This is a genomic window from Pseudomonas entomophila (genome assembly GCF_023277925.1).
Taxonomy (GTDB): domain Bacteria; phylum Pseudomonadota; class Gammaproteobacteria; order Pseudomonadales; family Pseudomonadaceae; genus Aquipseudomonas; species Aquipseudomonas entomophila_D.
In genome coordinates this window covers 2,908,768-2,925,807 of the sequence record NZ_CP063832.1, presented here as the reverse complement: position 1 = coordinate 2,925,807, position 17,040 = coordinate 2,908,768, and the positions used below count along the sequence as shown (strand labels likewise).

Annotated in this window: 21 protein-coding genes; 13 read left to right on the top strand and 8 right to left on the bottom strand. The window is 63.4% G+C overall.

Translation table 11 applies throughout. The features are described 5' to 3' along the window. The first annotated feature begins 4 nt into the window (after positions 1 to 4). The 7 genes from IM733_RS12810 to recX all read left to right on the top strand — a co-directional run bounded on the left by IM733_RS12810 (position 5) and on the right by recX (position 4,601). Entirely contained in the window at positions 5 to 1,039 is a 1,035-nt protein-coding gene (locus tag IM733_RS12810; RefSeq protein WP_248917034.1) for a phage late control D family protein, read from the top strand. A gap of 149 nt (positions 1,040 to 1,188) precedes the next feature. Then, positions 1,189 to 1,398, top strand: coding sequence for a zinc finger domain-containing protein (locus IM733_RS12805; RefSeq protein ID WP_248917033.1), 210 nt, complete (start codon positions 1,189 to 1,191; stop codon positions 1,396 to 1,398). After that, the gene (locus IM733_RS12800; protein ID WP_248917032.1) at positions 1,385 to 1,936 is read left to right on the top strand and encodes a glycoside hydrolase family 19 protein; all 552 of its coding nucleotides are present in this window, start codon (positions 1,385 to 1,387) and stop codon (positions 1,934 to 1,936) included. The genes IM733_RS12805 and IM733_RS12800 overlap by 14 nt, the downstream gene beginning before the upstream one ends. Next, complete coding sequence (locus IM733_RS12795) at positions 1,930 to 2,430, top strand: lysis protein (RefSeq protein ID WP_432760370.1); 501 nt, start codon at positions 1,930 to 1,932, stop codon at positions 2,428 to 2,430. The genes IM733_RS12800 and IM733_RS12795 overlap by 7 nt, the downstream gene beginning before the upstream one ends. A gap of 40 nt (positions 2,431 to 2,470) precedes the next feature. Then, positions 2,471 to 2,953: a CinA family protein gene (locus IM733_RS12790; RefSeq protein ID WP_248917031.1), complete on the top strand. Its 483-nt coding sequence runs from the start codon at positions 2,471 to 2,473 to the stop codon at positions 2,951 to 2,953. A gap of 104 nt (positions 2,954 to 3,057) precedes the next feature. After that, on the top strand, positions 3,058 to 4,125 hold the full coding sequence (recA, locus tag IM733_RS12785) for a recombinase RecA (RefSeq protein ID WP_248917030.1): 1,068 nt from the start codon (positions 3,058 to 3,060) through the stop codon (positions 4,123 to 4,125). Positions 4,126 to 4,133: 8 nt separating this feature from the next. Next, complete coding sequence (gene recX / locus IM733_RS12780) at positions 4,134 to 4,601, top strand: recombination regulator RecX (RefSeq protein ID WP_248917029.1); 468 nt, start codon at positions 4,134 to 4,136, stop codon at positions 4,599 to 4,601. Positions 4,602 to 4,652: 51 nt separating this feature from the next. Here the strand turns inward: recX and IM733_RS12775 are convergent, their stop codons facing one another. Further along, complete coding sequence (locus IM733_RS12775; RefSeq protein WP_248917028.1) at positions 4,653 to 5,771, bottom strand: TIGR00730 family Rossman fold protein; 1,119 nt, start codon at positions 5,769 to 5,771, stop codon at positions 4,653 to 4,655. A gap of 305 nt (positions 5,772 to 6,076) precedes the next feature. Here IM733_RS12775 and IM733_RS12770 point away from each other — a divergent pair, with 305 nt between their 5' ends. Continuing rightward, a complete protein-coding gene (locus tag IM733_RS12770; protein ID WP_248917027.1) occupies positions 6,077 to 6,283 on the top strand; it encodes a hypothetical protein in 207 nt (68 codons plus the stop codon). A 1-nt stretch (position 6,284) separates the two neighbouring features. On the opposite strand, the gene IM733_RS12765 is transcribed toward IM733_RS12770, so the two are convergent. After that, entirely contained in the window at positions 6,285 to 6,707 is a 423-nt protein-coding gene (locus IM733_RS12765; protein ID WP_248917026.1) for a quorum-sensing-regulated virulence factor family protein, read from the bottom strand. 214 nt (positions 6,708 to 6,921) lie between these two features. Between IM733_RS12765 and IM733_RS12760 the strand changes: the two genes are divergently transcribed. The 3 genes from IM733_RS12760 to IM733_RS12750 all read left to right on the top strand — a co-directional run bounded on the left by IM733_RS12760 (position 6,922) and on the right by IM733_RS12750 (position 8,981). Beyond that, on the top strand, positions 6,922 to 7,632 hold the full coding sequence (locus tag IM733_RS12760; protein WP_248917025.1) for a tRNA-uridine aminocarboxypropyltransferase: 711 nt from the start codon (positions 6,922 to 6,924) through the stop codon (positions 7,630 to 7,632). A gap of 257 nt (positions 7,633 to 7,889) precedes the next feature. Then, positions 7,890 to 8,540 (top strand): response regulator transcription factor ErdR, encoded by a 651-nt coding sequence (erdR, locus tag IM733_RS12755; RefSeq protein WP_248917024.1) that lies wholly within the window; start codon positions 7,890 to 7,892, stop codon positions 8,538 to 8,540. A gap of 75 nt (positions 8,541 to 8,615) precedes the next feature. Further along, on the top strand, positions 8,616 to 8,981 hold the full coding sequence (locus tag IM733_RS12750; protein WP_248917023.1) for a diacylglycerol kinase: 366 nt from the start codon (positions 8,616 to 8,618) through the stop codon (positions 8,979 to 8,981). A 3-nt stretch (positions 8,982 to 8,984) separates the two neighbouring features. Here the strand turns inward: IM733_RS12750 and IM733_RS12745 are convergent, their stop codons facing one another. Beyond that, entirely contained in the window at positions 8,985 to 9,911 is a 927-nt protein-coding gene (locus IM733_RS12745; protein WP_248917022.1) for a LysR family transcriptional regulator, read from the bottom strand. 120 nt (positions 9,912 to 10,031) lie between these two features. Between IM733_RS12745 and fpr the strand changes: the two genes are divergently transcribed. After that, the gene (gene fpr, locus IM733_RS12740; protein WP_011535180.1) at positions 10,032 to 10,811 is read left to right on the top strand and encodes a ferredoxin-NADP reductase; all 780 of its coding nucleotides are present in this window, start codon (positions 10,032 to 10,034) and stop codon (positions 10,809 to 10,811) included. A gap of 135 nt (positions 10,812 to 10,946) precedes the next feature. Here the strand turns inward: fpr and tsaA are convergent, their stop codons facing one another. From tsaA to rimO, 5 genes are all read right to left on the bottom strand, one after another. Beyond that, entirely contained in the window at positions 10,947 to 11,642 is a 696-nt protein-coding gene (gene tsaA / locus IM733_RS12735) for a tRNA (N6-threonylcarbamoyladenosine(37)-N6)-methyltransferase TrmO (protein WP_248917021.1), read from the bottom strand. Between the two features lie 6 nt (positions 11,643 to 11,648). Next, a complete protein-coding gene (locus IM733_RS12730; protein ID WP_248917020.1) occupies positions 11,649 to 12,110 on the bottom strand; it encodes a DUF1456 family protein in 462 nt (153 codons plus the stop codon). Between the two features lie 50 nt (positions 12,111 to 12,160). Further along, complete coding sequence (locus IM733_RS12725; RefSeq protein WP_248917019.1) at positions 12,161 to 12,871, bottom strand: rRNA pseudouridine synthase; 711 nt, start codon at positions 12,869 to 12,871, stop codon at positions 12,161 to 12,163. Positions 12,872 to 12,992: 121 nt separating this feature from the next. Beyond that, complete coding sequence (locus IM733_RS12720) at positions 12,993 to 13,451, bottom strand: GNAT family N-acetyltransferase (RefSeq protein ID WP_248917018.1); 459 nt, start codon at positions 13,449 to 13,451, stop codon at positions 12,993 to 12,995. 85 nt (positions 13,452 to 13,536) lie between these two features. Continuing rightward, positions 13,537 to 14,868, bottom strand: coding sequence for a 30S ribosomal protein S12 methylthiotransferase RimO (rimO, locus tag IM733_RS12715; protein ID WP_248917017.1), 1,332 nt, complete (start codon positions 14,866 to 14,868; stop codon positions 13,537 to 13,539). 235 nt (positions 14,869 to 15,103) lie between these two features. Between rimO and IM733_RS12710 the strand changes: the two genes are divergently transcribed. Next, positions 15,104 to 17,014: a potassium transporter Kup gene (locus tag IM733_RS12710; protein WP_248917016.1), complete on the top strand. Its 1,911-nt coding sequence runs from the start codon at positions 15,104 to 15,106 to the stop codon at positions 17,012 to 17,014. Positions 17,015 to 17,040: the final 26 nt, after the last annotated feature.

Sequence of the window (17,040 nt, the reverse complement as noted above, 5' to 3'; positions counted from 1 at the left end):
AACCATGCAACCGATCTTCCGCATCGAAGCTGATGGCAAGGACATCACCGCGCTGATCAACGATCGCCTGCTGTTGCTGCGCACCACCGACAAGCCCGGCATGGAGTCGGACGACTTCGAGCTGCGCATCGATGCCCGCGACGGTGCCCTGGCGTTGCCCGCTCGCGGTGCCGTGCTGCTGGTCCATCTGGGGTACGCCGGCCAACCGCTGATGCGGCTGGGGCGCTACACCGTGGATGAAGTCGAGCTGTCGGGGCCACCCGACACCTTGGTCATTCGTGGCAAGGCCAGTGACCTGCGCGGCACCGGCAAGACCATCCGCAGCGGTAGCTGGGAAGGGGCGACGTTGCAACGCATCGTCGCCGAGATCGGCGCGCGCAATGGCTGGCAGGCGGTTTGCCCAGTGAAGGTCAAGCTGCCGCGGGTCGACCAGTACAGTGAGTCGGACTTCAATTTCATCACCCGTCTGGCCCGCCAGCATGACTGCACCGCCAAGCTCGCCGACGGCCAGTTGCTGGTGTTGCCGCGCCAGGGAGGTCAGAGCGCCAGCGGCAAGGCGTTGGGCGTGGTGACCATCGCCCGCAAAGAGGTCAGCCAGTGGCAGTTCCGCCTGGCCGACAAGAGCACCCACAAGGCGGTGCGCACCCGCCACCAGGACCCAGCCAGCGGCAAGTTGAGCGTGGTCGAGCTGGGCAATGGCGACGCGCCGGAAGGCCTGCAGCCGGTGCACACCGACCGCCACCTATACCCCAACCGCGCGGCCGCCGAGCAGGCCGCCAAGGCGCGTCTGGCCAGTTTCAACCGCGACACAGCCAATGTACGGCTGGACATGCCGGGGCGCACCGACCTGTTCGCCGAGCGCAGCGTCGAGATCAGCGGCTTCCTCGTTGGACTCGACGGGGTATACCTGGTCGAGTCGGTGGAACAGGTGTTCACCAGCAATGGCTGGCGCACCACGGTGCAGTGCAACGGCGGGCGCCAGGGCAAGGCCAAGGCCAAGGGGGCAGCGCCCAGGCGCGCTGGAGCATTGAAGGCCTGAGCGCGGGTGCCACTGGGTGCATGGAGAAGGTTTCCCGGTGCCGGTTGGCGTGGGCGCTTTCCTATAGTCGGCCGCAATGGAGGTGCTACTTCGGAAAGTCGCCCTTTCCCATCTTTTGAACGTGAAATCAGCTTGTCAGGATCTTCTCTATGTTCATCGACTTGCGCTGCGGCCAGTGCCGAAAGCTACTGGCCCGCATCACTTCCGCTTCCGAGCTCCAGATCAAGTGCGGCCGGTGCCGCACCCTGAATCATGTGAAAGCCGCGCGCTTCGAGCCATCGCCATTGAGCGAGCCGTTGGCGGCACTGGCCGCCGTTCGATCAGACTGCAATGGAGAACACACCGATGCCGCTCACTGAACAGCAGCTCAAACAGATCTATCCCCTGGCCGGCCAGCGTGCCGCGATTTTCCTGCCGACGCTCAACGAGGCCATGGAGCACTGGGAAATCGACCACCCCAAGCGCGTGGCCGCATTCCTCGCCCAGGTCGGGCACGAGTCCGGCCAACTGCGCTATGTCAAGGAGCTCGGTGGCGACCGCTACCTGGCTCGCTACGACACCGGCAGCCTGGCCCTGCGGCTGGGCAACACGCCCGAGGCCGATGGCGATGGCCAGCTCTACTGCGGGCGCGGCTTGATCCAGGTGACCGGCCGCAACAACTATCAGGCCTGCAGCCGGGCGCTGTTTGGCGACGAACGCTTGCTGGCGCAACCACAGATGCTCGAACAGCCGCGCTGGGCCTGTGCATCGGCGGCCTGGTTCTGGCACTCGCGCGGGCTCAATGCCTTGGCTGATCGTGGCGAGTTCAACCGCATCACCCGGCATATCAACGGCGGCTTGAATGGCCTGGCCGACCGCCAGGAGATCTGGGAGCGGGCCCGTGAGGTGCTGTGTTGAGCCGCCTGCAAATCGGCTTGTGCGCCGTGCTGATGCTGTCATCCGCGGTGCTGGCCTGGCAGGTCCAGGGCTGGCGCTACGAGCGGGTGCTCGCCGAGTCCGAAGCGTTGCAGGCGCAGCAGAAGGTCGAGCAGGTCGAGGCCGTCAATGAGCAACTGCTCGCCGAGCGCGACCGGCGCCAGTCGCTCGAGCAACGCCTGCACAGCAGTGAAACCCGCCATTTCCAGGAGCTTTCCGATGCCCAACAGACTCAGGCTCGCCTGCGTGATCGCCTTGCTACTGCCGATCTTCGGCTGTCGGTCCTGGTCGAGCGCGACACCGGCTGCGCCGCAGTGCCTGCCACCCCCGCCACCGGCGGCGTGGATCATGGCGCCGTACGCGCCCGACTTGACCCGGCGCATGCTCGACGAATTGTCGCCATCACCGACGACGGCGACCGCGGACTGATCGCCCTGCGCGCCTGCCAGGCTTATGTGCGGGCGCTGGCGCGGTGAAGGGTGGTAGGGTAGGACGTCTTCTTGCCAGGAGTTCGCCATGGACCCGATCACCGTACTTTCCACCCGCCTGGGCGAGCACCTGCGGCGCTTGAATGCCCAGGTGACCACCGCCGAATCTTGCACGGGTGGCGGTATCGCCGAAGCTATTACCCGTGTCCCCGGCAGTTCGGCCTGGTTCGAGGCCGGCTATGTCACTTACTCCAACGCCCAGAAGACTCGTCAGCTAGGGGTGCCCGAGTCGCTCTTCACTCAGGTAGGGGCGGTCAGCCAGGAGGTGGTCGAGGCAATGGTGCGCGGTGCCCAGGCGACCAGTGGCGCGCGCTTCGCCGTAGCGGTCAGCGGCGTGGCCGGGCCCGACGGTGGCTCGCCGGCGAAACCGGTGGGCACGGTATGGCTGGCCTGGGCCGACGGCGGGCACGTGATCAGCGAGCGCCGCCACTTCGACGGCGACCGCGAAGCGGTGCGCCGACAGACGGTGAGCGCCGCACTAGACGGCTTGTTACAGCTTGGCGCGGAGTAAATCGCCCGGTGGGGGTTTGCGGAAACGAATCCCTGTGGAATAATACTGGCTACTTATACAGTTGTTCCGGCCATCAGGGCCAAGTCGATCACGTGAGGATTTCAATGGACGACAACAAGAAGCGCGCCTTGGCTGCGGCCCTGGGTCAAATCGAACGCCAATTCGGCAAGGGCGCCGTCATGCGCATGGGCGATCACGAGCGCCAGGCCATCCCGGCCATCTCCACCGGTTCCCTGGGCCTGGACATCGCCCTCGGCATCGGCGGCCTGCCCAAGGGCCGTATCGTCGAGATCTACGGCCCGGAATCCTCCGGTAAAACCACGCTGACGCTGTCGGTCATTGCCGAAGCCCAGAAGAACGGCGCCACCTGCGCCTTCGTCGACGCCGAACACGCCCTCGACCCTGAATACGCCGGCAAACTGGGCGTCAACGTCGATGACCTGCTGGTCTCCCAACCGGACACCGGCGAGCAAGCCCTGGAAATCACCGACATGCTGGTGCGCTCCAACGCGGTCGACGTGATCATCGTCGACTCCGTGGCCGCCCTGGTACCGAAGGCCGAGATCGAAGGCGAGATGGGCGACATGCACGTCGGCCTGCAGGCCCGCCTGATGTCCCAGGCGCTGCGCAAGATCACCGGCAACATCAAGAACGCCAACTGCCTGGTTATCTTCATCAACCAGATCCGCATGAAGATCGGCGTGATGTTCGGTAGCCCGGAAACCACCACCGGTGGTAACGCCCTGAAGTTCTACGCTTCGGTCCGCCTGGACATTCGCCGTACCGGCGCGGTCAAGGAAGGCGACGAGGTGGTCGGTAGCGAAACCCGCGTCAAGATCGTCAAGAACAAGGTCTCGCCACCGTTCCGTCAGGCCGAGTTCCAGATCCTCTACGGCAAGGGCATCTACCGCAACGGCGAGATCATCGACCTGGGCGTGGCTCAAGGCCTGGTGGAAAAATCCGGTGCCTGGTACAGCTACCAGGGCAACAAGATCGGTCAGGGCAAGGCCAACGCCGCCAAGTATCTGCAAGAGAACCCGGCTATTGGCGCCGAGATCGAGAAGCAGATCCGCGAGAAGCTGTTGACGTCCGGCGCTGTAGCCGCAGCTGCCAAGGCTGCCGCCGCTGAAGCCGATGCCGATGACATGGCAGACGCCGACGCCGGCTATTGATTTGCACCATGTCCGTCGTACTCGACACCCCCGTCGCCGTTCGGCGGACTGCCATGGACCTACTCGCACGTCGCGAGCATGGTCGCGTCGAGCTGACCCGCAAGTTGCGTCAGCGCGGCGCTTCGGATGAGCTGATCGAGCCCGCGCTCGATCGGCTCGCCGAAGAAGGGCTGCTCAGTGAAGCCCGCTATCTCGAAAGTTTTATCCGTTATCGTTCCAGTGCCGGTTATGGCCCCGCGCGTATTCGCGAGGAGCTTGGCCAGCGCGGCCTCGACCGTGGGGATATCGACCAGGCACTGCGCGACAGCAACGTGGACTGGCCGGCCCGGTTGGAAGATGTCTGGCAGCGCAAGTTCGCCGGACAACGCCCGCAAGATCCACGCAGCCGTGCTCAGCAGACCCGTTTTCTCGCCTACCGTGGTTTTTCCATGGAGATGATCGGGCGCCTGCTCAGCGGCCGCGACCTCTACGACTGATGGCCCTCAGGGCTGCCCATGAGCCGGGCAGCCCTGCGGGCCATTTTGCGTTCAACTGACTTTCAGGGCTTCCCGTGCTCGCTGCGTGGTGTGCATTGGCTGGGGCTTGGCCCAGTTTTCCGGCAGGTTGATGAAGTCCACCAGCTCACGCAGGCGCCCCTGGTCGCGACCATTGAAGGCGAAGGTCAGGCGCGTCAGGTGGCTGAAACTGCCTTCCTCATGCTCGGCTCCACTGTCCGCTTGCTGATGGAACCTGCCGCTCAGGCGCAGGTCGGCGAACCCTTCCTCGATGTCATGCAGCGCCCCTTCGCTCAGGCGGTGGAGCATGCGAATCACGAATTGATTCTTCAGCCAGCGGCTGGAGTGGTAGTTGCTGTAGAACTGGTTGATTTCCTCCACTGCCTCATCGGCGCTGTGCACCAGGCGCAGCAGCTTCAGGTCGCTGGGCAGGATGTAGCGGTTCTCTTCCAGCTGTTTGCTGATGAATTCGAGACAGTCCCGCCAGAAGCTGCCGCCGGGCGAGTCCAGCAGCACTACGGGCACCAGCGGGCTCTTGCCGGTCTGGATGAGCGTGAGCACTTCAAGGGCTTCGTCGAGGGTGCCGAACCCGCCAGGGCATAGCACCAGGGCATCGGCTTCCTTGACGAAGAACAGCTTGCGAATGAAGAAGAAATGGAATGACAGCAGCTTGTCGGTGCCGTCGACCGTGGCGTTGGCATGTTGTTCGAAGGGCAGAGTGATGTTGAACCCCAGGCTATGCTCTGTGCCCGCGCCTTCATGGGCGGCGGCCATGATGCCGCCCCCGGCGCCGGTGATGACCATCAGGTCCGAGCGCGCCAGGGTCGCCCCCAACTCTCGAGCCAGGGCATACATCGGGTGTTCGAGCGGGGTACGTGCCGAGCCGAACACGGTAACTTTGCGCCGCCCTTTATAACGCTCCAGCATGCGGAACGAATGATCGAGTTCGCGCAGGGCCTGCAGGGTGATCTTGGCATTCCAGCGGTTACTGTCGTCGTGGGCCATGCGCAGGATGGTCAGCATCATGTCGCGGTACAGCGGCAGATTGGGGCTGTTCGGCGCGACCAATTGCAACTGTGTGTCGATGTGGCTCAGGTCAATACCGTTGTCCCTGAAATGGTTGAACAGGCGTTCGTTCGTTTGGTAGGGCATTCAACGTCTCCTTCTGCAGCAAAACCTCTGACCGGATCAAGACAGTGTCCCGGCCGCGACACTGCGTGTGTCGCTGGCTGCTGTGGCCCGAGTGTGCGCCTCGGGCATTGCAGTAGGCCTTCAAGGCCATGTTGCAGTGGCAAGTCCATCTTGTTGTGGTTGTCGGGTACTCGCTTTCAATCTAGACGCTGGCATGGCTTCGTGCCGCCCCGGGCGTGAACAGGCCGTCGGTCGGCTCGCAGTCCACCTGGCAGGGGCTTTGGTTTACTGGAGGGGCTGTTGTACGCGATGCGGGGAGGTGCCGTATGCATCGGCTGGTGATCGAGGTGGACGGGCAATTGTTGCAGTGCTTGGCGCGAGAAGCCCGGGCTCATCATCTGAGCCTGGAGGGTGAGTGCCTGCGCCGTCTGCAGGGCACCGAGCCCCATTCGCGCTATGTGCAGGCGTTGCTGGCGGAGCTGCGCGCCGATGAGCAGCCGCTACGCGCCAGCCACAGTGATCAGACCGCCTGAATCACTTCTTCTTGTTACCTGCTGCGCAGCTGGCGGCATCGAAGGCCTGGTCCATGACCGGCTTGTTGGTCTTATAGACGGTAAAGCGGTAAACCAGTACGGCGCCCTTGGACATCAGCTGGCGGTAGCCATTGTTGCGGCAGACACTGTCGCCGAGTTGGCTGCGAACCTGCTGTGGGTTGGCGCTCATGCGCTCAGCGTGACTCTCGCGCACGCTCAGGTGATTGACCAGGGCCTTGCCCTTCTCGACGGTGTAGCCCTGGTCGAGGATGTCTTCGTTGATGGCCCGTGGGGTACCGACGCTGCTTTCCTTGGCGACCTTCTCCAGCATCTGGGTCAGCTCGTATTCCTGCTTGGAGGCCGCCTGGGCAGCCAGGGGCAGGGCGAGCAGCAGGCTCAGGGTCGGGGCAATAACACGCAGCATGGATCTCTCCTGGTTCGATGACTGGCGCTTTGACCTGCGCCGGCGGGCGGCGTTCCATGGAACCGTAGGGTTTCCCGGCCGCCAAAGGCTGCAATTATAAAGGAGCCCTTGGCACGGCTGCACGGCAAATGACACACCGTCTGGTAGACTGGCGCTTTGTTACCCGCCGAGTCGTACCCGTGTTCGTCCCCTCTCAATACCAAGGTCTGCAGCCATGAGCCACGCGGTAGCGCGGCTGCGCGCCGAGCGCCTGGCGCGCAGTATCAAACCTTTTGTCGCCCGTGGTTCCCGGGCTGAACGCTGCCCGGATTGCCGGGTGATCGCCACCCATTGCCTGTGCGCCTGGAAACCGCGGGTACAGGCCGAGTCCGGCGTGTGCCTGCTGATGCATGACACCGAGCCACTGAAACCGACCAACACCGGCTGGTTGATTGCCGACCTGATCGAGGATACCTCGGCCTTCGGCTGGCTCCGCACCTCGGTTGATGAAGGGCTGCTGGCATTGCTGGAGCATCCGCAGTGGCAGCCGTATATCGTCTTCCCTGGCGAGTTCGTAGCCGAGGAGCGGGTGGTCAATGAGGTCGTGCGTGAGCCGGGCAAGCGGCCTTTGTTCATCCTGCTCGACGCCACCTGGACCGAAGCGCGCAAGATGTTCCGCAAGAGCCCCTACCTGGACCGTTTCCCAGTGTTGAGCCTGGAGGCCGAGCAAATGTCGCGCTATCGCTTGCGCCGCTCTAAGCGCGACGACCATTTCTGCACCGCGGAAGTGGCAGCCATGTGCCTGGACCTGGCCGGCGACAACCAAGCCTCCCAGGCCCTGGACGCCTACCTGGATGTGTTCAGCCTGCACTACCTCAGCGGCAAGCGCCGCTTGCCGCTGGACGCGCATGACGAGGTGCATCGGCGTTTGCATACCTTCCTATAGTCCAAGGGGCAGGCGCGGCCGATTGGTTCATACTGTCGGGGCTGGCAGCCAGGGTAGGCGGGGACGACCGGGCAATTGGCTTGACCACCCGGGGCGTGCTCGGCATCCTTGGCGCCGCTTCAGGCATTACGAAGCTGCCGTTATCCCCGGACTTCGCCGTGCCATCCCGGCCGGCGGCCTTGCCGCTCGTGCCTTGAGTTGCCCGCCAGGCGTATTCCGTACCCCCGTGCCTGGCACAGAACAGGATCCCTAGATCGATGGCCACATACGAAATCCTGATTGCCGATGACCACCCGTTGTTCCGTAGCGCACTGCGCCAGGCCGTTACCCTCGGCCTGGGCGCGGATGTGCGCCTGGTCGAGGTTGCAAGCATCGCCGAACTGGAAACCAGCCTGACCGAGAAATCCGACTGGGACCTGGTCCTGCTGGACCTTAACATGCCCGGTGCCTATGGTTTCTCTGGCCTGGTCCTGTTGCGCGGGCAGTACCCGCAGATCCCGGTGGTGATGGTCTCGGCCCAGGAGGATGCAGCGGTCGTGGTGAAGTCCCGCGAGTTCGGCGCTAGTGGTTTCATCCCCAAGTCCAGCGAGTTGAGCAAGATCCAGGAGGCGGTGCGCAACGTGCTCGATGGCGATGTCTGGTGGCCGCCGCAGGCGTTCGAAAAGGTCGATGTATCGGCCGAAGCCAAGGCCGCCAGCGAAGGCCTGGCAAGCCTAACGCCCCAGCAGTTCCGTGTGCTGACCATGGTCTGTGAAGGTCTGTTGAACAAGCAGATCGCCTACGAGTTGAATGTCTCGGAAGCGACCATCAAGGCCCACGTGACGGCGATCTTCCGCAAGCTCGGTGTGCGCACGCGAACCCAGGCGGCGTTGTTGTTGCAACAACTTGAATCGGTTTCGGGTAGCTAAGTACCCGAACGTTCACGCTTTTTTGACTCGAACTGAACTAGCCTTCAGGCCTTTCTACGGTGAAGTGACGCACCCATGTCGCCATTCAAGGGCCAGACCGGCCTCAAACGCATCTTCAACGCTGCCGGCTACTCGCTGGATGGCCTGCGCACTGCCTTCAAGGGCGAGGCCGCCTTCCGCCAGCTGGTGCTGCTCAATGTATTGCTGATCCCAACGGCTTTCTGGTTGCCGGTCAGCCGCGTGGAGCGGGCAGTTCTCATTGCCGTGTGCTTGCTGGGGCTGATCGTGGAGTTGTTGAACTCTGCAGTCGAGGCGGCCATCGACCGTATCTCCCTGGAGCGTCACCCCTTGTCGAAGAACGCCAAGGACATGGGCAGCGCCGCGCAACTGGTGGCCATGAGCATGGTGGCCGTGGTGTGGGGCGTGATCCTGCTGGGCTAGCGCTCAGGCGATCGGCGGCAGGACGATTTCATCACTGCGCCGTACGCCTGCGGTGAAGCTGCGGCACAGTTCAAGAAACTCGCGCATGGCCGAGGTCTGGTATTTCTGCTTGTGCCAGATGAAGTAGAACTGACGCAACAGGTCCAGTGCCGGGGTTTCCACCGGCACCAGGCTGCCGCGCCGGAAGGCGTCACGCAGCGCCAGGCGTGAGATGCAACCAATCCCCAGGCCTGACTCGACCGCGCGCTTGATCGCTTCGGTGTGTTCCAGCTCCAGGCGGATGTTCAGGTTGGCGCGGTGATGGCGCATGGCTTGGTCAAAGGTCAACCGGGTGCCCGAACCCTGTTCACGAAGTATCCACGCCTCGTTGGCCAATTGCGCCATATCGGCGTGGCCGACCTTGGCCAGGGGGTGCTGCGGGGCGCAGAACACTACCAGTTCATCCTCGACCCAAGGCTGAACTTCGAGGTCGGGATGGTGGCAGTCGCCCTCGATTAGACCCAGGTCAATTTCGTAGTGGGCGACTTGATGCACGATATGTGCGGTGTTCTGCACGTGCAGCTTGACCTGGCTTTCCGGGTGCACCTGCATGAAACTGCCGATCAGCAGGGTGGCTAGGTAATTGCCGATGGTCAGGGTGGCGCCGACCGCCAGAGAGCCAAACCCCGACTTGCCGTTGAGCAGGTCCTCGATTTCCTTGGCCTGGTCGAGCAGGGCGACCGCCTGGGGCAGCAACTGATGGCCAAGGGCGTTGAGGCTCAGGCGCTTGCCGGCGCGGTCGAACAACTGGCAGCTGGATTGCCGCTCCAGTTCGGTGATAGAGGTGCTGGCAGCCGATTGTGACAAGGCCAGCACGCCGGCGGCCCGAGATACGCTCTGGTGTTGGGCGACGGCGACGAAGACCTGAAGTTGACGGAGTGTGAATCGCATATCTATATAACCGATAACACATATCTTGATAATTCAGTTAACAGATATTGTCGCTGCCCCTAAACTATCGCGCAACTGCGCGTCTTGCGCGCGCCGCGTCTTTCTTCAGGAGCCCCTTAGATGAGCAACATGAACCACGAACGTGTCCTCAGTGTGCACCACTGGAACGACACCCTGTTCAGCTTCAAGTGCACCCGCGACCCGGGCCTGCGCTTCGAGAACGGTCAGTTCGTGATGATCGGCCTGCAGCAGGATAGCGGCCGTCCGCTCATGCGCGCCTATTCGATCGCCTCGCCGAACTGGGAAGAGCACCTGGAGTTCTTCAGCATCAAGGTGCCGGATGGCCCGCTGACCTCTCAGCTGCAGCACCTGAAAGAGGGCGACGAGATCATCATCAGCAAGAAGCCCACAGGCACTCTGGTGCTCGACGACCTGAACCCTGGCAAGCACCTGTACCTGCTGAGCACCGGCACTGGGCTGGCGCCGTTCATGAGCGTCATCCAAGACCCGGAAACCTACGAGCGCTTCGAGAAGGTGATCCTGGTCCACGGCGTGCGCTATGTGAATGAGGTTGCCTACCGCGAGTTCATCACTGAGCACCTGCCACAGAACGAGTTCTTCGGCGAGTCCGTGCGCGACAAGCTGATCTACTACCCGACCGTGACCCGCGAACCATTCGAGAACCAGGGCCGCCTGACCGACCTGATGCGCAGCGGCAAGCTGTTCAGCGATATCGGCCTGCCACCGATCAACCCGCAGGACGACCGCGCCATGATCTGCGGCAGCCCGAGCATGCTCGACGAGACCAGCGAAGTGCTGGACAGCTTCGGCCTGAAGATCTCCCCGCGCATGCGCGAGCCGGGTGACTACCTGATCGAGCGTGCGTTCGTCGAGAAGTAAGGCGAATCGCGGTAAACGCAAAAACGCAGGCCTGGGCCTGCGTTTTTTATGCCTGCGAGATCGCGGTTGCCAGTGAAGGTTCATTCGCCGGCCCGGCTTGCCGGCTAAAGGGCCGGGCCTGCAAACAGATGGGCTTCAGCCTTCCCGGACCACTTCCAACACCCGGATCCGATCCGGTTGTGGGTAATGCCACCTGACCTGCACATCCCAGAACTTCACCCCATAAATCCGTTCCGCCGGTGGCACTTGATAGGCCGGTCGAGGATCCTGTGCCAGGCATTGCTCGATCAGTGCCACCAGTGGTTCTTGCAGACGCTGTGCCTGATCATGGGCCTGGGGCAGGGCGCTCTCGCTCCATTCGACGGCGATCGCCCCTGGTGCATCGTTGGCCATCAGGTTACTCGCACCGGCAATGCTGTCGGCATAGGGCACATAAGGTTTGATATCCAGTACGGGAGTACCGTCCAGCAGGTCGATACCCGATAGCAGCAAACGCCCGGGCTCGACACCCTCCAGGCGTACTACCGACTGCCCGATGCCATTGGGGCGGTGGGTGGCCCGGGTGGCAAACACCCCCATGCTCTTGTTGCCGCCCAGGCGGGGTGGCCGCACTTTCAGCCGTGGCTTGTCCTCCAGCGCTTCATGGAAGAGGAACAGCAGCCAGACATGGCTGACCTGCTCCAGGCCCGCCACCGCATCGCCATTATCGAACGGCGGCAACAGCTCCAGCACGCCACGGGCAGCAGGCGCCAGCTGCGGTTGGCGCGGGATGGCGAACTTCTCCTTGAAGCAGGAGCGGACGATGCCGACCGGCGAGACCGTATACTGCATCGCCAGTCAGCCGCGCACGCGAAGTGTCAGGCCCTTGAGGAAGTTGCGCAGCAGCTGGTCGCCGCAGGGACGGTAGTTGTCATGGCCGACCTTGCGGAACAGGGCGCTGAGCTCGGGTTTCGAGACTGGGAAGTTCACCGACTTGAGTACCGCGTGCAGGTCATCTTCCTTCAATTCAAAAGCCACCCGCAGTTTCTTCAACACAGTGTTGTTGGTCACTGGCACTTCGATGGGTTGCGGCGCACGGCTGTCGTCACGCCCGCGACGGTGGATCACCAGGCCGTCTAGAAAATGCGCCATGACTTTTTCCGGGCAGCGCACGAAGCCCGGTTCTTCTTCCTTCTTCACGTAGCCGGCGATGGCCTCGGCGGTGACCTCCAGGCCGGAGAGCTTGATGATCTCGGCCATCTTCTGGTCGTTGGCCTTGAGCATGTAGCGCAGGCTGCGCAGTACATCGTTGTGGTTCATTGCAGCAAATCCTGTTCAGGTGCCGCGCCAGTCGGGGCGCGGCGGTGAGGCTAGAAACGTTCGGTGGCGGCCAGGTAGCGCCACTGCCCAGGCACAAGCTTGCCCATCGACACGCCGCCCAAGCGGATGCGGCGCATGGCCAGGACCTTCAGCCCAGCGGTCTCGCACAGTTGTTCGATCAGCCCCGGTTGCGGGTTCTTCAGGACCATGCGCAAGTGCTGTTCGTTCTGCCAGCTGGCCTTGGCCCGTGGCAGCTCCACGCCCTTGCGCTCGACGCCGCGGGCGAGACGCTCCAGTGCCCCGGGCTTGGCTTGGCCGCTGACCTGGACGATGTATTCCTGCTCCATGCGGCGCAGGTCGGCGTCGAGCTTGCGGGTTACCCGCCAGTCCTGGGTGAAAAGCTGCAGGCCGGTGGCGCCGGGTAGCAGCGGAGCGACGCAAGCCTGGCGGGCAAAATGTCCGTGCAGCGGGCGCACGCCTTCGCGGTGCGCCTCACTGAGGCTGGCCAAGGTCATGCTGGCCTGGGCGGCTGTCGTGTCCTGGCCCGCCTGCTGGTTGAGCAGTAGCGTCACAGGCTCCAGGGTTTCGGCGCGGGCGCCGGGCAACAATTCGACGCGCTGGTCGGCGACCTTGAACTGCGGTTGCTCGACCACCACGCCGTCGACCGTGACCCAACCGCCTTCTATGTACAGTTCGGCCTCTCGGCGGGAGCAGCCAAGCTGTTCGATGAGGCGTTTGGAAAGGCGAATGGGTTCGGACATGGACACGGGTTTCACGAGGCAGGGAAAGTCCCCATTGTACCTGCCCTAGCAGGCCTGCGGCTGCAAATCGATGTCATTTCCGCCTTTTAGGAGAGGGGAGACGGCTTCGCTGGTGGAGGTCCTAGGGTGTTGTACGAACAAGCCTCATGTGTAGTAGGGGATAGGGCTGTCCAAGGCCGTCTGTTTCCGAGCGCCCATACACCTCGAAGCCTTCATGCAGGTAGAAGCCCAAGGCCTGGGGGTTTTGCTCGTTGACGTCCAGTCGCTCGGCGTTGAGTTCGCTTACCGCATGCCGCAGCAAGCGCCGGCCGACGCCCTGCCCGCGGTAATCGGGTGCGACGAACAGCATGTCGACGCGGCCGTTTGCCACACCGGCAAAACCGAGGATGCGCCGCCTGCTGTCCTTGCAGCAGACCAGCATCACGGCGTCGAGGTATTTGCGCAGCACATGTTCGCGCAGCAGCACGATGTAACGATCCGGCAGGAAGGTGTGGGTGGCGCGGACCGACGCCTCCCATACCCGGACCAGTTCGGGGTAGTCGCTCAGGTGGGGTGTCTGCAGCGTGACGGTGGGCGACATCCGATGATCCTCAGGGCCATTGAGGAAAACATAGATGCAAAAAAATACCCCGCCAGTGGGCGGGGTATCTTCAGGTGGGCATCGCTTAGATGGGCTCGGCCCACATGTCGTATTCGTCGGCATCGACGATGCGGCAGCGGACCTTGTCGCCTGGCTTGAAGCCATGGTCGCCATCGATGAACACGCTGCCGTCGATCTCCGGTGCGTCGAAGAAACTGCGGCCGACCGAGCCCTGCTCTTCGACTTCGTCGATCAGTACTTCGATCTCCTTGCCGATACGCTGCTGCAGGCGCGCGGCGCTGATCGCCTGCTGGTGGGCCATGAAGCGGTCCCAACGCGCCTGCTTGACGTCATCTGGCACTTCTTCAAGGCCCAGGTCGTTGGCCGGGGCGCCTTCGACCGGCGAATACTGGAAACAACCGACGCGGTCGAGCTGGGCTTCGGTCAGCCAGTCGAGCAGGTACTGGAAGTCTTCCTCGGTCTCGCCGGGGAAACCGACGATGAAGGTCGAACGGATCACCAGGTCTGGGCACTGTTCGCGCCAGTTCTTGATGCGCGCCAGGGTGCGGTCTTCGAAGGCCGGGCGCTTCATCGACTTGAGCACCTTGGGGCTGGCGTGCTGGAACGGGATGTCCAGGTACGGCAGGATCTTGCCGGCAGCCATCAACGGGATCACGTCGTCGACGTTCGGGTACGGGTAGACATAGTGCAGGCGCACCCAGGCGCCCAGGCTGCTCAGGGCCTCGCACAGCTCGAGCATGCGGGTCTTGACCGGGCGACCGTTCCAGAAGTCGGTCTTGTACTTGACATCGACACCGTAGGCGCTGGTGTCCTGGGAGATCACCAGGATCTCCTTGACGCCGGCCTTGACCAGGCGTTCGGCCTCGCTCAGCACTTCACCGACCGGGCGGCTGACCAGCTTGCCGCGCATCGACGGGATGATGCAGAAGCTGCAGCTGTGGTTGCAGCCTTCGGAAATCTTCAGGTAGGCGTAGTGGCGCGGGGTCAGCTTGACGCCCTGTGGCGGCACCAGGTCGATCAGCGGATTGTGGTCCTGGCGTGGTGGTACCACCTCGTGCACGGCGTTGACCACCTGCTCGTACTGCTGCGGGCCGGTGACCGACAGCACGCTCGGGTGCACGTCACGGATACTGCCTTCCTCGACACCCATGCAGCCGGTGACGATGACCTTGCCGTTCTCCTTGATCGCCTCGCCGATCACTTCCAGCGACTCGGCTTTGGCGCTGTCGATGAAGCCGCAGGTGTTGACCACCACCACGTCGGCGTCTTCGTAGGTGGGCACGACTTCGTAGCCCTCCATGCGCAGCTGGGTCAGGATGCGTTCGGAATCGACCAGGGCCTTGGGGCAACCCAGGGAAACGAAGCCGACCTTCGGGGTGGCGGGAGTGGTGGACATGGCTAACCTCGGTATTGAATACAGGTCGCCCGGCCGGTAACGGAGGCGATCCTGGAGGGCGCTTTAGGCGCCTCTGATCAAAAAGTGCGCAATTCTAGCGAGCACAAGGTCGCTTTACCAGCAGAAAAGCGACGAACGCTGCGCTATGCTTCGCGCCGTTGCGTCCGGGCGGCTGGCATGCCCTGGCGCGGGTGAGGATTCTATTGGTCTGTTAGGGCCTTCTCGGGAGTGGTCGATGGTTCAGGCAAGCAGTCACGCCGAGGGCGGGCACGAAGGCAAGCAGGGGACGGCGCGGTCGCTGGGCCTGCTCGTGGCAGCGGTCGGGGTGGTTTATGGCGATATCGGCACCAGCCCGTTGTACACCCTCAAAGAGGTCTTTACCGGTGGCTATGGGGTGCAGGTCAACCACGACGGGGTGCTGGGCATCCTGTCGCTGATCCTGTGGTCGCTGCTGTGGGTGGTGTCGTTCAAGTACGTGATGTTCATCCTGCGCGCCGACAACCAGGGTGAGGGCGGCACCATGGCGCTCACCGCGCTGGCGCGGCGGGCCACGGCGGAGTATCCGAAGCTGCGGGCGCTGGTGGTCGGCTGCGGCCTGGTCGGCGCCTCGCTGTTCTACGGCGACAGCATGATCACCCCGGCGGTGTCGGTGCTGTCGGCGGTGGAGGGCATGGGCCTGGCATTCGAGGGCATCGACCATTGGGTGGTGCCGATCTCGCTGGTAGTGCTGGTGGCGCTGTTCCTGGTGCAGAAGCATGGTACCGAGAAGATCGGCAAGCTGTTCGGCCCGATCATGGTCACCTGGTTCGTGGTGCTGGGGGCGCTGGGCGTGCATGGCATCTCGCAGAGCCCGGAAGTGCTCAAGGCCTTCAATCCGGGTTGGGCGCTGAACTTCTTCATTGTCCACCCAGGCATGGGCGTGGCCATTCTTGGCGCGGTGGTGCTGGCGCTGACCGGTGCCGAGGCGCTGTACGCCGACATGGGCCACTTCGGCCGCAAGCCGATCGCCCGCGCCTGGTTCGCCCTGGTGCTGCCGGCTCTGGTGCTCAACTACTTTGGTCAGGGCGCGATCCTGCTGCAGAACCCGGAGGCCGCGCGCAACCCATTCTACCTGCTGGCGCCGAGCTGGGCGTTGCTGCCGTTGGTCGGCCTGGCCACCATGGCCACGGTGATTGCCTCGCAGGCGGTGATTTCCGGGGCCTTCTCCTTGACCCGCCAGGCCATCCAGCTGGGCTATGTGCCACGTATGCAGATCCAGCACACCTCCAGCGACGAGCAGGGGCAGATCTACATCGGCGCGGTGAACTGGACGCTGATGGTCGGCGTGGTGCTGTTGGTGATCGGCTTCGAGTCTTCCGGTGCCTTGGCCGCCGCCTATGGCGTGGCAGTGACCGGCACCATGTTGATGACCACCATCCTGGTGTCGGCGGTCATGCTGCTGCTGTGGAAGTGGCCACCCGTGCTGGCGGTACCGCTGCTGGTGGGCTTCCTGCTGGTCGACGGGCTGTTCTTCGCCGCCAACGTGCCAAAGATCGTCCAGGGGGGGGCCTTCCCGGTGCTGGCGGGGATTGTGCTGTTCGTGCTGATGAGCACCTGGAAGCGCGGCAAGCAGATCCTCGTCGACCGTATCGACGAAGGCGCGTTGCCGCTGCCGGTCTTTATCAGCAGCATCCGCGTGCAGCCGCCGCACCGGGTCGAGGGCACGGCCGTGTTCCTCACCGCCCGTGCCGATGCCGTGCCCCATGCGCTGCTGCACAACATGTTGCATAACCAGGTGCTGCACAGCCAGGTGGTGCTGCTGACGGTGGTCAGCGAGGATCGGCCACGGGTGCCGGAGCATGAGCGTTTCGAGGTCGAGGCCTATGGTGACGGGTTCTTCCGGGTGCTGTTGCACTTCGGCTTCATGGACGAGCCGGACGTGCCGGCGGCGTTGAAACTGTGCCACCTGGACGATCTGGACTTCAGTCCGATGCGCACTACCTACTTCCTCAGCCGCGAGACGGTGATCGCATCACGCCTGGAAGGGATGTCGCGGTGGCGGGGGAACCTGTTTGCGTTCCTGCTGAAGAACGCCAACGGCAACTTGAGGTTCTTCAACCTGCCGTTGAACCGGGTGATCGAACTGGGGACTCAGGTCGAGATCTGAGATCGGTTAGCCGGCCCTGCCGGCGA

Coding starts and splice junctions, on each gene's coding strand:
- rimO (WP_248917017.1), bottom strand. CDS start 14,868: ATGTCCACCACTCCCGCCACCCCGAAGGTCGGCTTCGTTTCCCTGGGT.
- IM733_RS12720 (WP_248917018.1), bottom strand. CDS start 13,451: ATGTCGCCCACCGTCACGCTGCAGACACCCCACCTGAGCGACTACCCC.
- IM733_RS12745 (WP_248917022.1), bottom strand. CDS start 9,911: ATGCGATTCACACTCCGTCAACTTCAGGTCTTCGTCGCCGTCGCCCAA.
- IM733_RS12800 (WP_248917032.1), top strand. CDS start 1,385: ATGCCGCTCACTGAACAGCAGCTCAAACAGATCTATCCCCTGGCCGGC.
- IM733_RS12790 (WP_248917031.1), top strand. CDS start 2,471: ATGGACCCGATCACCGTACTTTCCACCCGCCTGGGCGAGCACCTGCGG.
- IM733_RS12775 (WP_248917028.1), bottom strand. CDS start 5,771: ATGCCCTACCAAACGAACGAACGCCTGTTCAACCATTTCAGGGACAAC.
- IM733_RS12760 (WP_248917025.1), top strand. CDS start 6,922: ATGAGCCACGCGGTAGCGCGGCTGCGCGCCGAGCGCCTGGCGCGCAGT.
- tsaA (WP_248917021.1), bottom strand. CDS start 11,642: ATGCAGTATACGGTCTCGCCGGTCGGCATCGTCCGCTCCTGCTTCAAG.
- IM733_RS12710 (WP_248917016.1), top strand. CDS start 15,104: ATGGTTCAGGCAAGCAGTCACGCCGAGGGCGGGCACGAAGGCAAGCAG.
- fpr (WP_011535180.1), top strand. CDS start 10,032: ATGAGCAACATGAACCACGAACGTGTCCTCAGTGTGCACCACTGGAAC.
- IM733_RS12765 (WP_248917026.1), bottom strand. CDS start 6,707: ATGCTGCGTGTTATTGCCCCGACCCTGAGCCTGCTGCTCGCCCTGCCC.
- erdR (WP_248917024.1), top strand. CDS start 7,890: ATGGCCACATACGAAATCCTGATTGCCGATGACCACCCGTTGTTCCGT.
- IM733_RS12805 (WP_248917033.1), top strand. CDS start 1,189: ATGTTCATCGACTTGCGCTGCGGCCAGTGCCGAAAGCTACTGGCCCGC.
- IM733_RS12750 (WP_248917023.1), top strand. CDS start 8,616: ATGTCGCCATTCAAGGGCCAGACCGGCCTCAAACGCATCTTCAACGCT.
- recA (WP_248917030.1), top strand. CDS start 3,058: ATGGACGACAACAAGAAGCGCGCCTTGGCTGCGGCCCTGGGTCAAATC.
- IM733_RS12770 (WP_248917027.1), top strand. CDS start 6,077: ATGCATCGGCTGGTGATCGAGGTGGACGGGCAATTGTTGCAGTGCTTG.
- recX (WP_248917029.1), top strand. CDS start 4,134: ATGTCCGTCGTACTCGACACCCCCGTCGCCGTTCGGCGGACTGCCATG.
- IM733_RS12810 (WP_248917034.1), top strand. CDS start 5: ATGCAACCGATCTTCCGCATCGAAGCTGATGGCAAGGACATCACCGCG.
- IM733_RS12730 (WP_248917020.1), bottom strand. CDS start 12,110: ATGAACCACAACGATGTACTGCGCAGCCTGCGCTACATGCTCAAGGCC.
- IM733_RS12725 (WP_248917019.1), bottom strand. CDS start 12,871: ATGTCCGAACCCATTCGCCTTTCCAAACGCCTCATCGAACAGCTTGGC.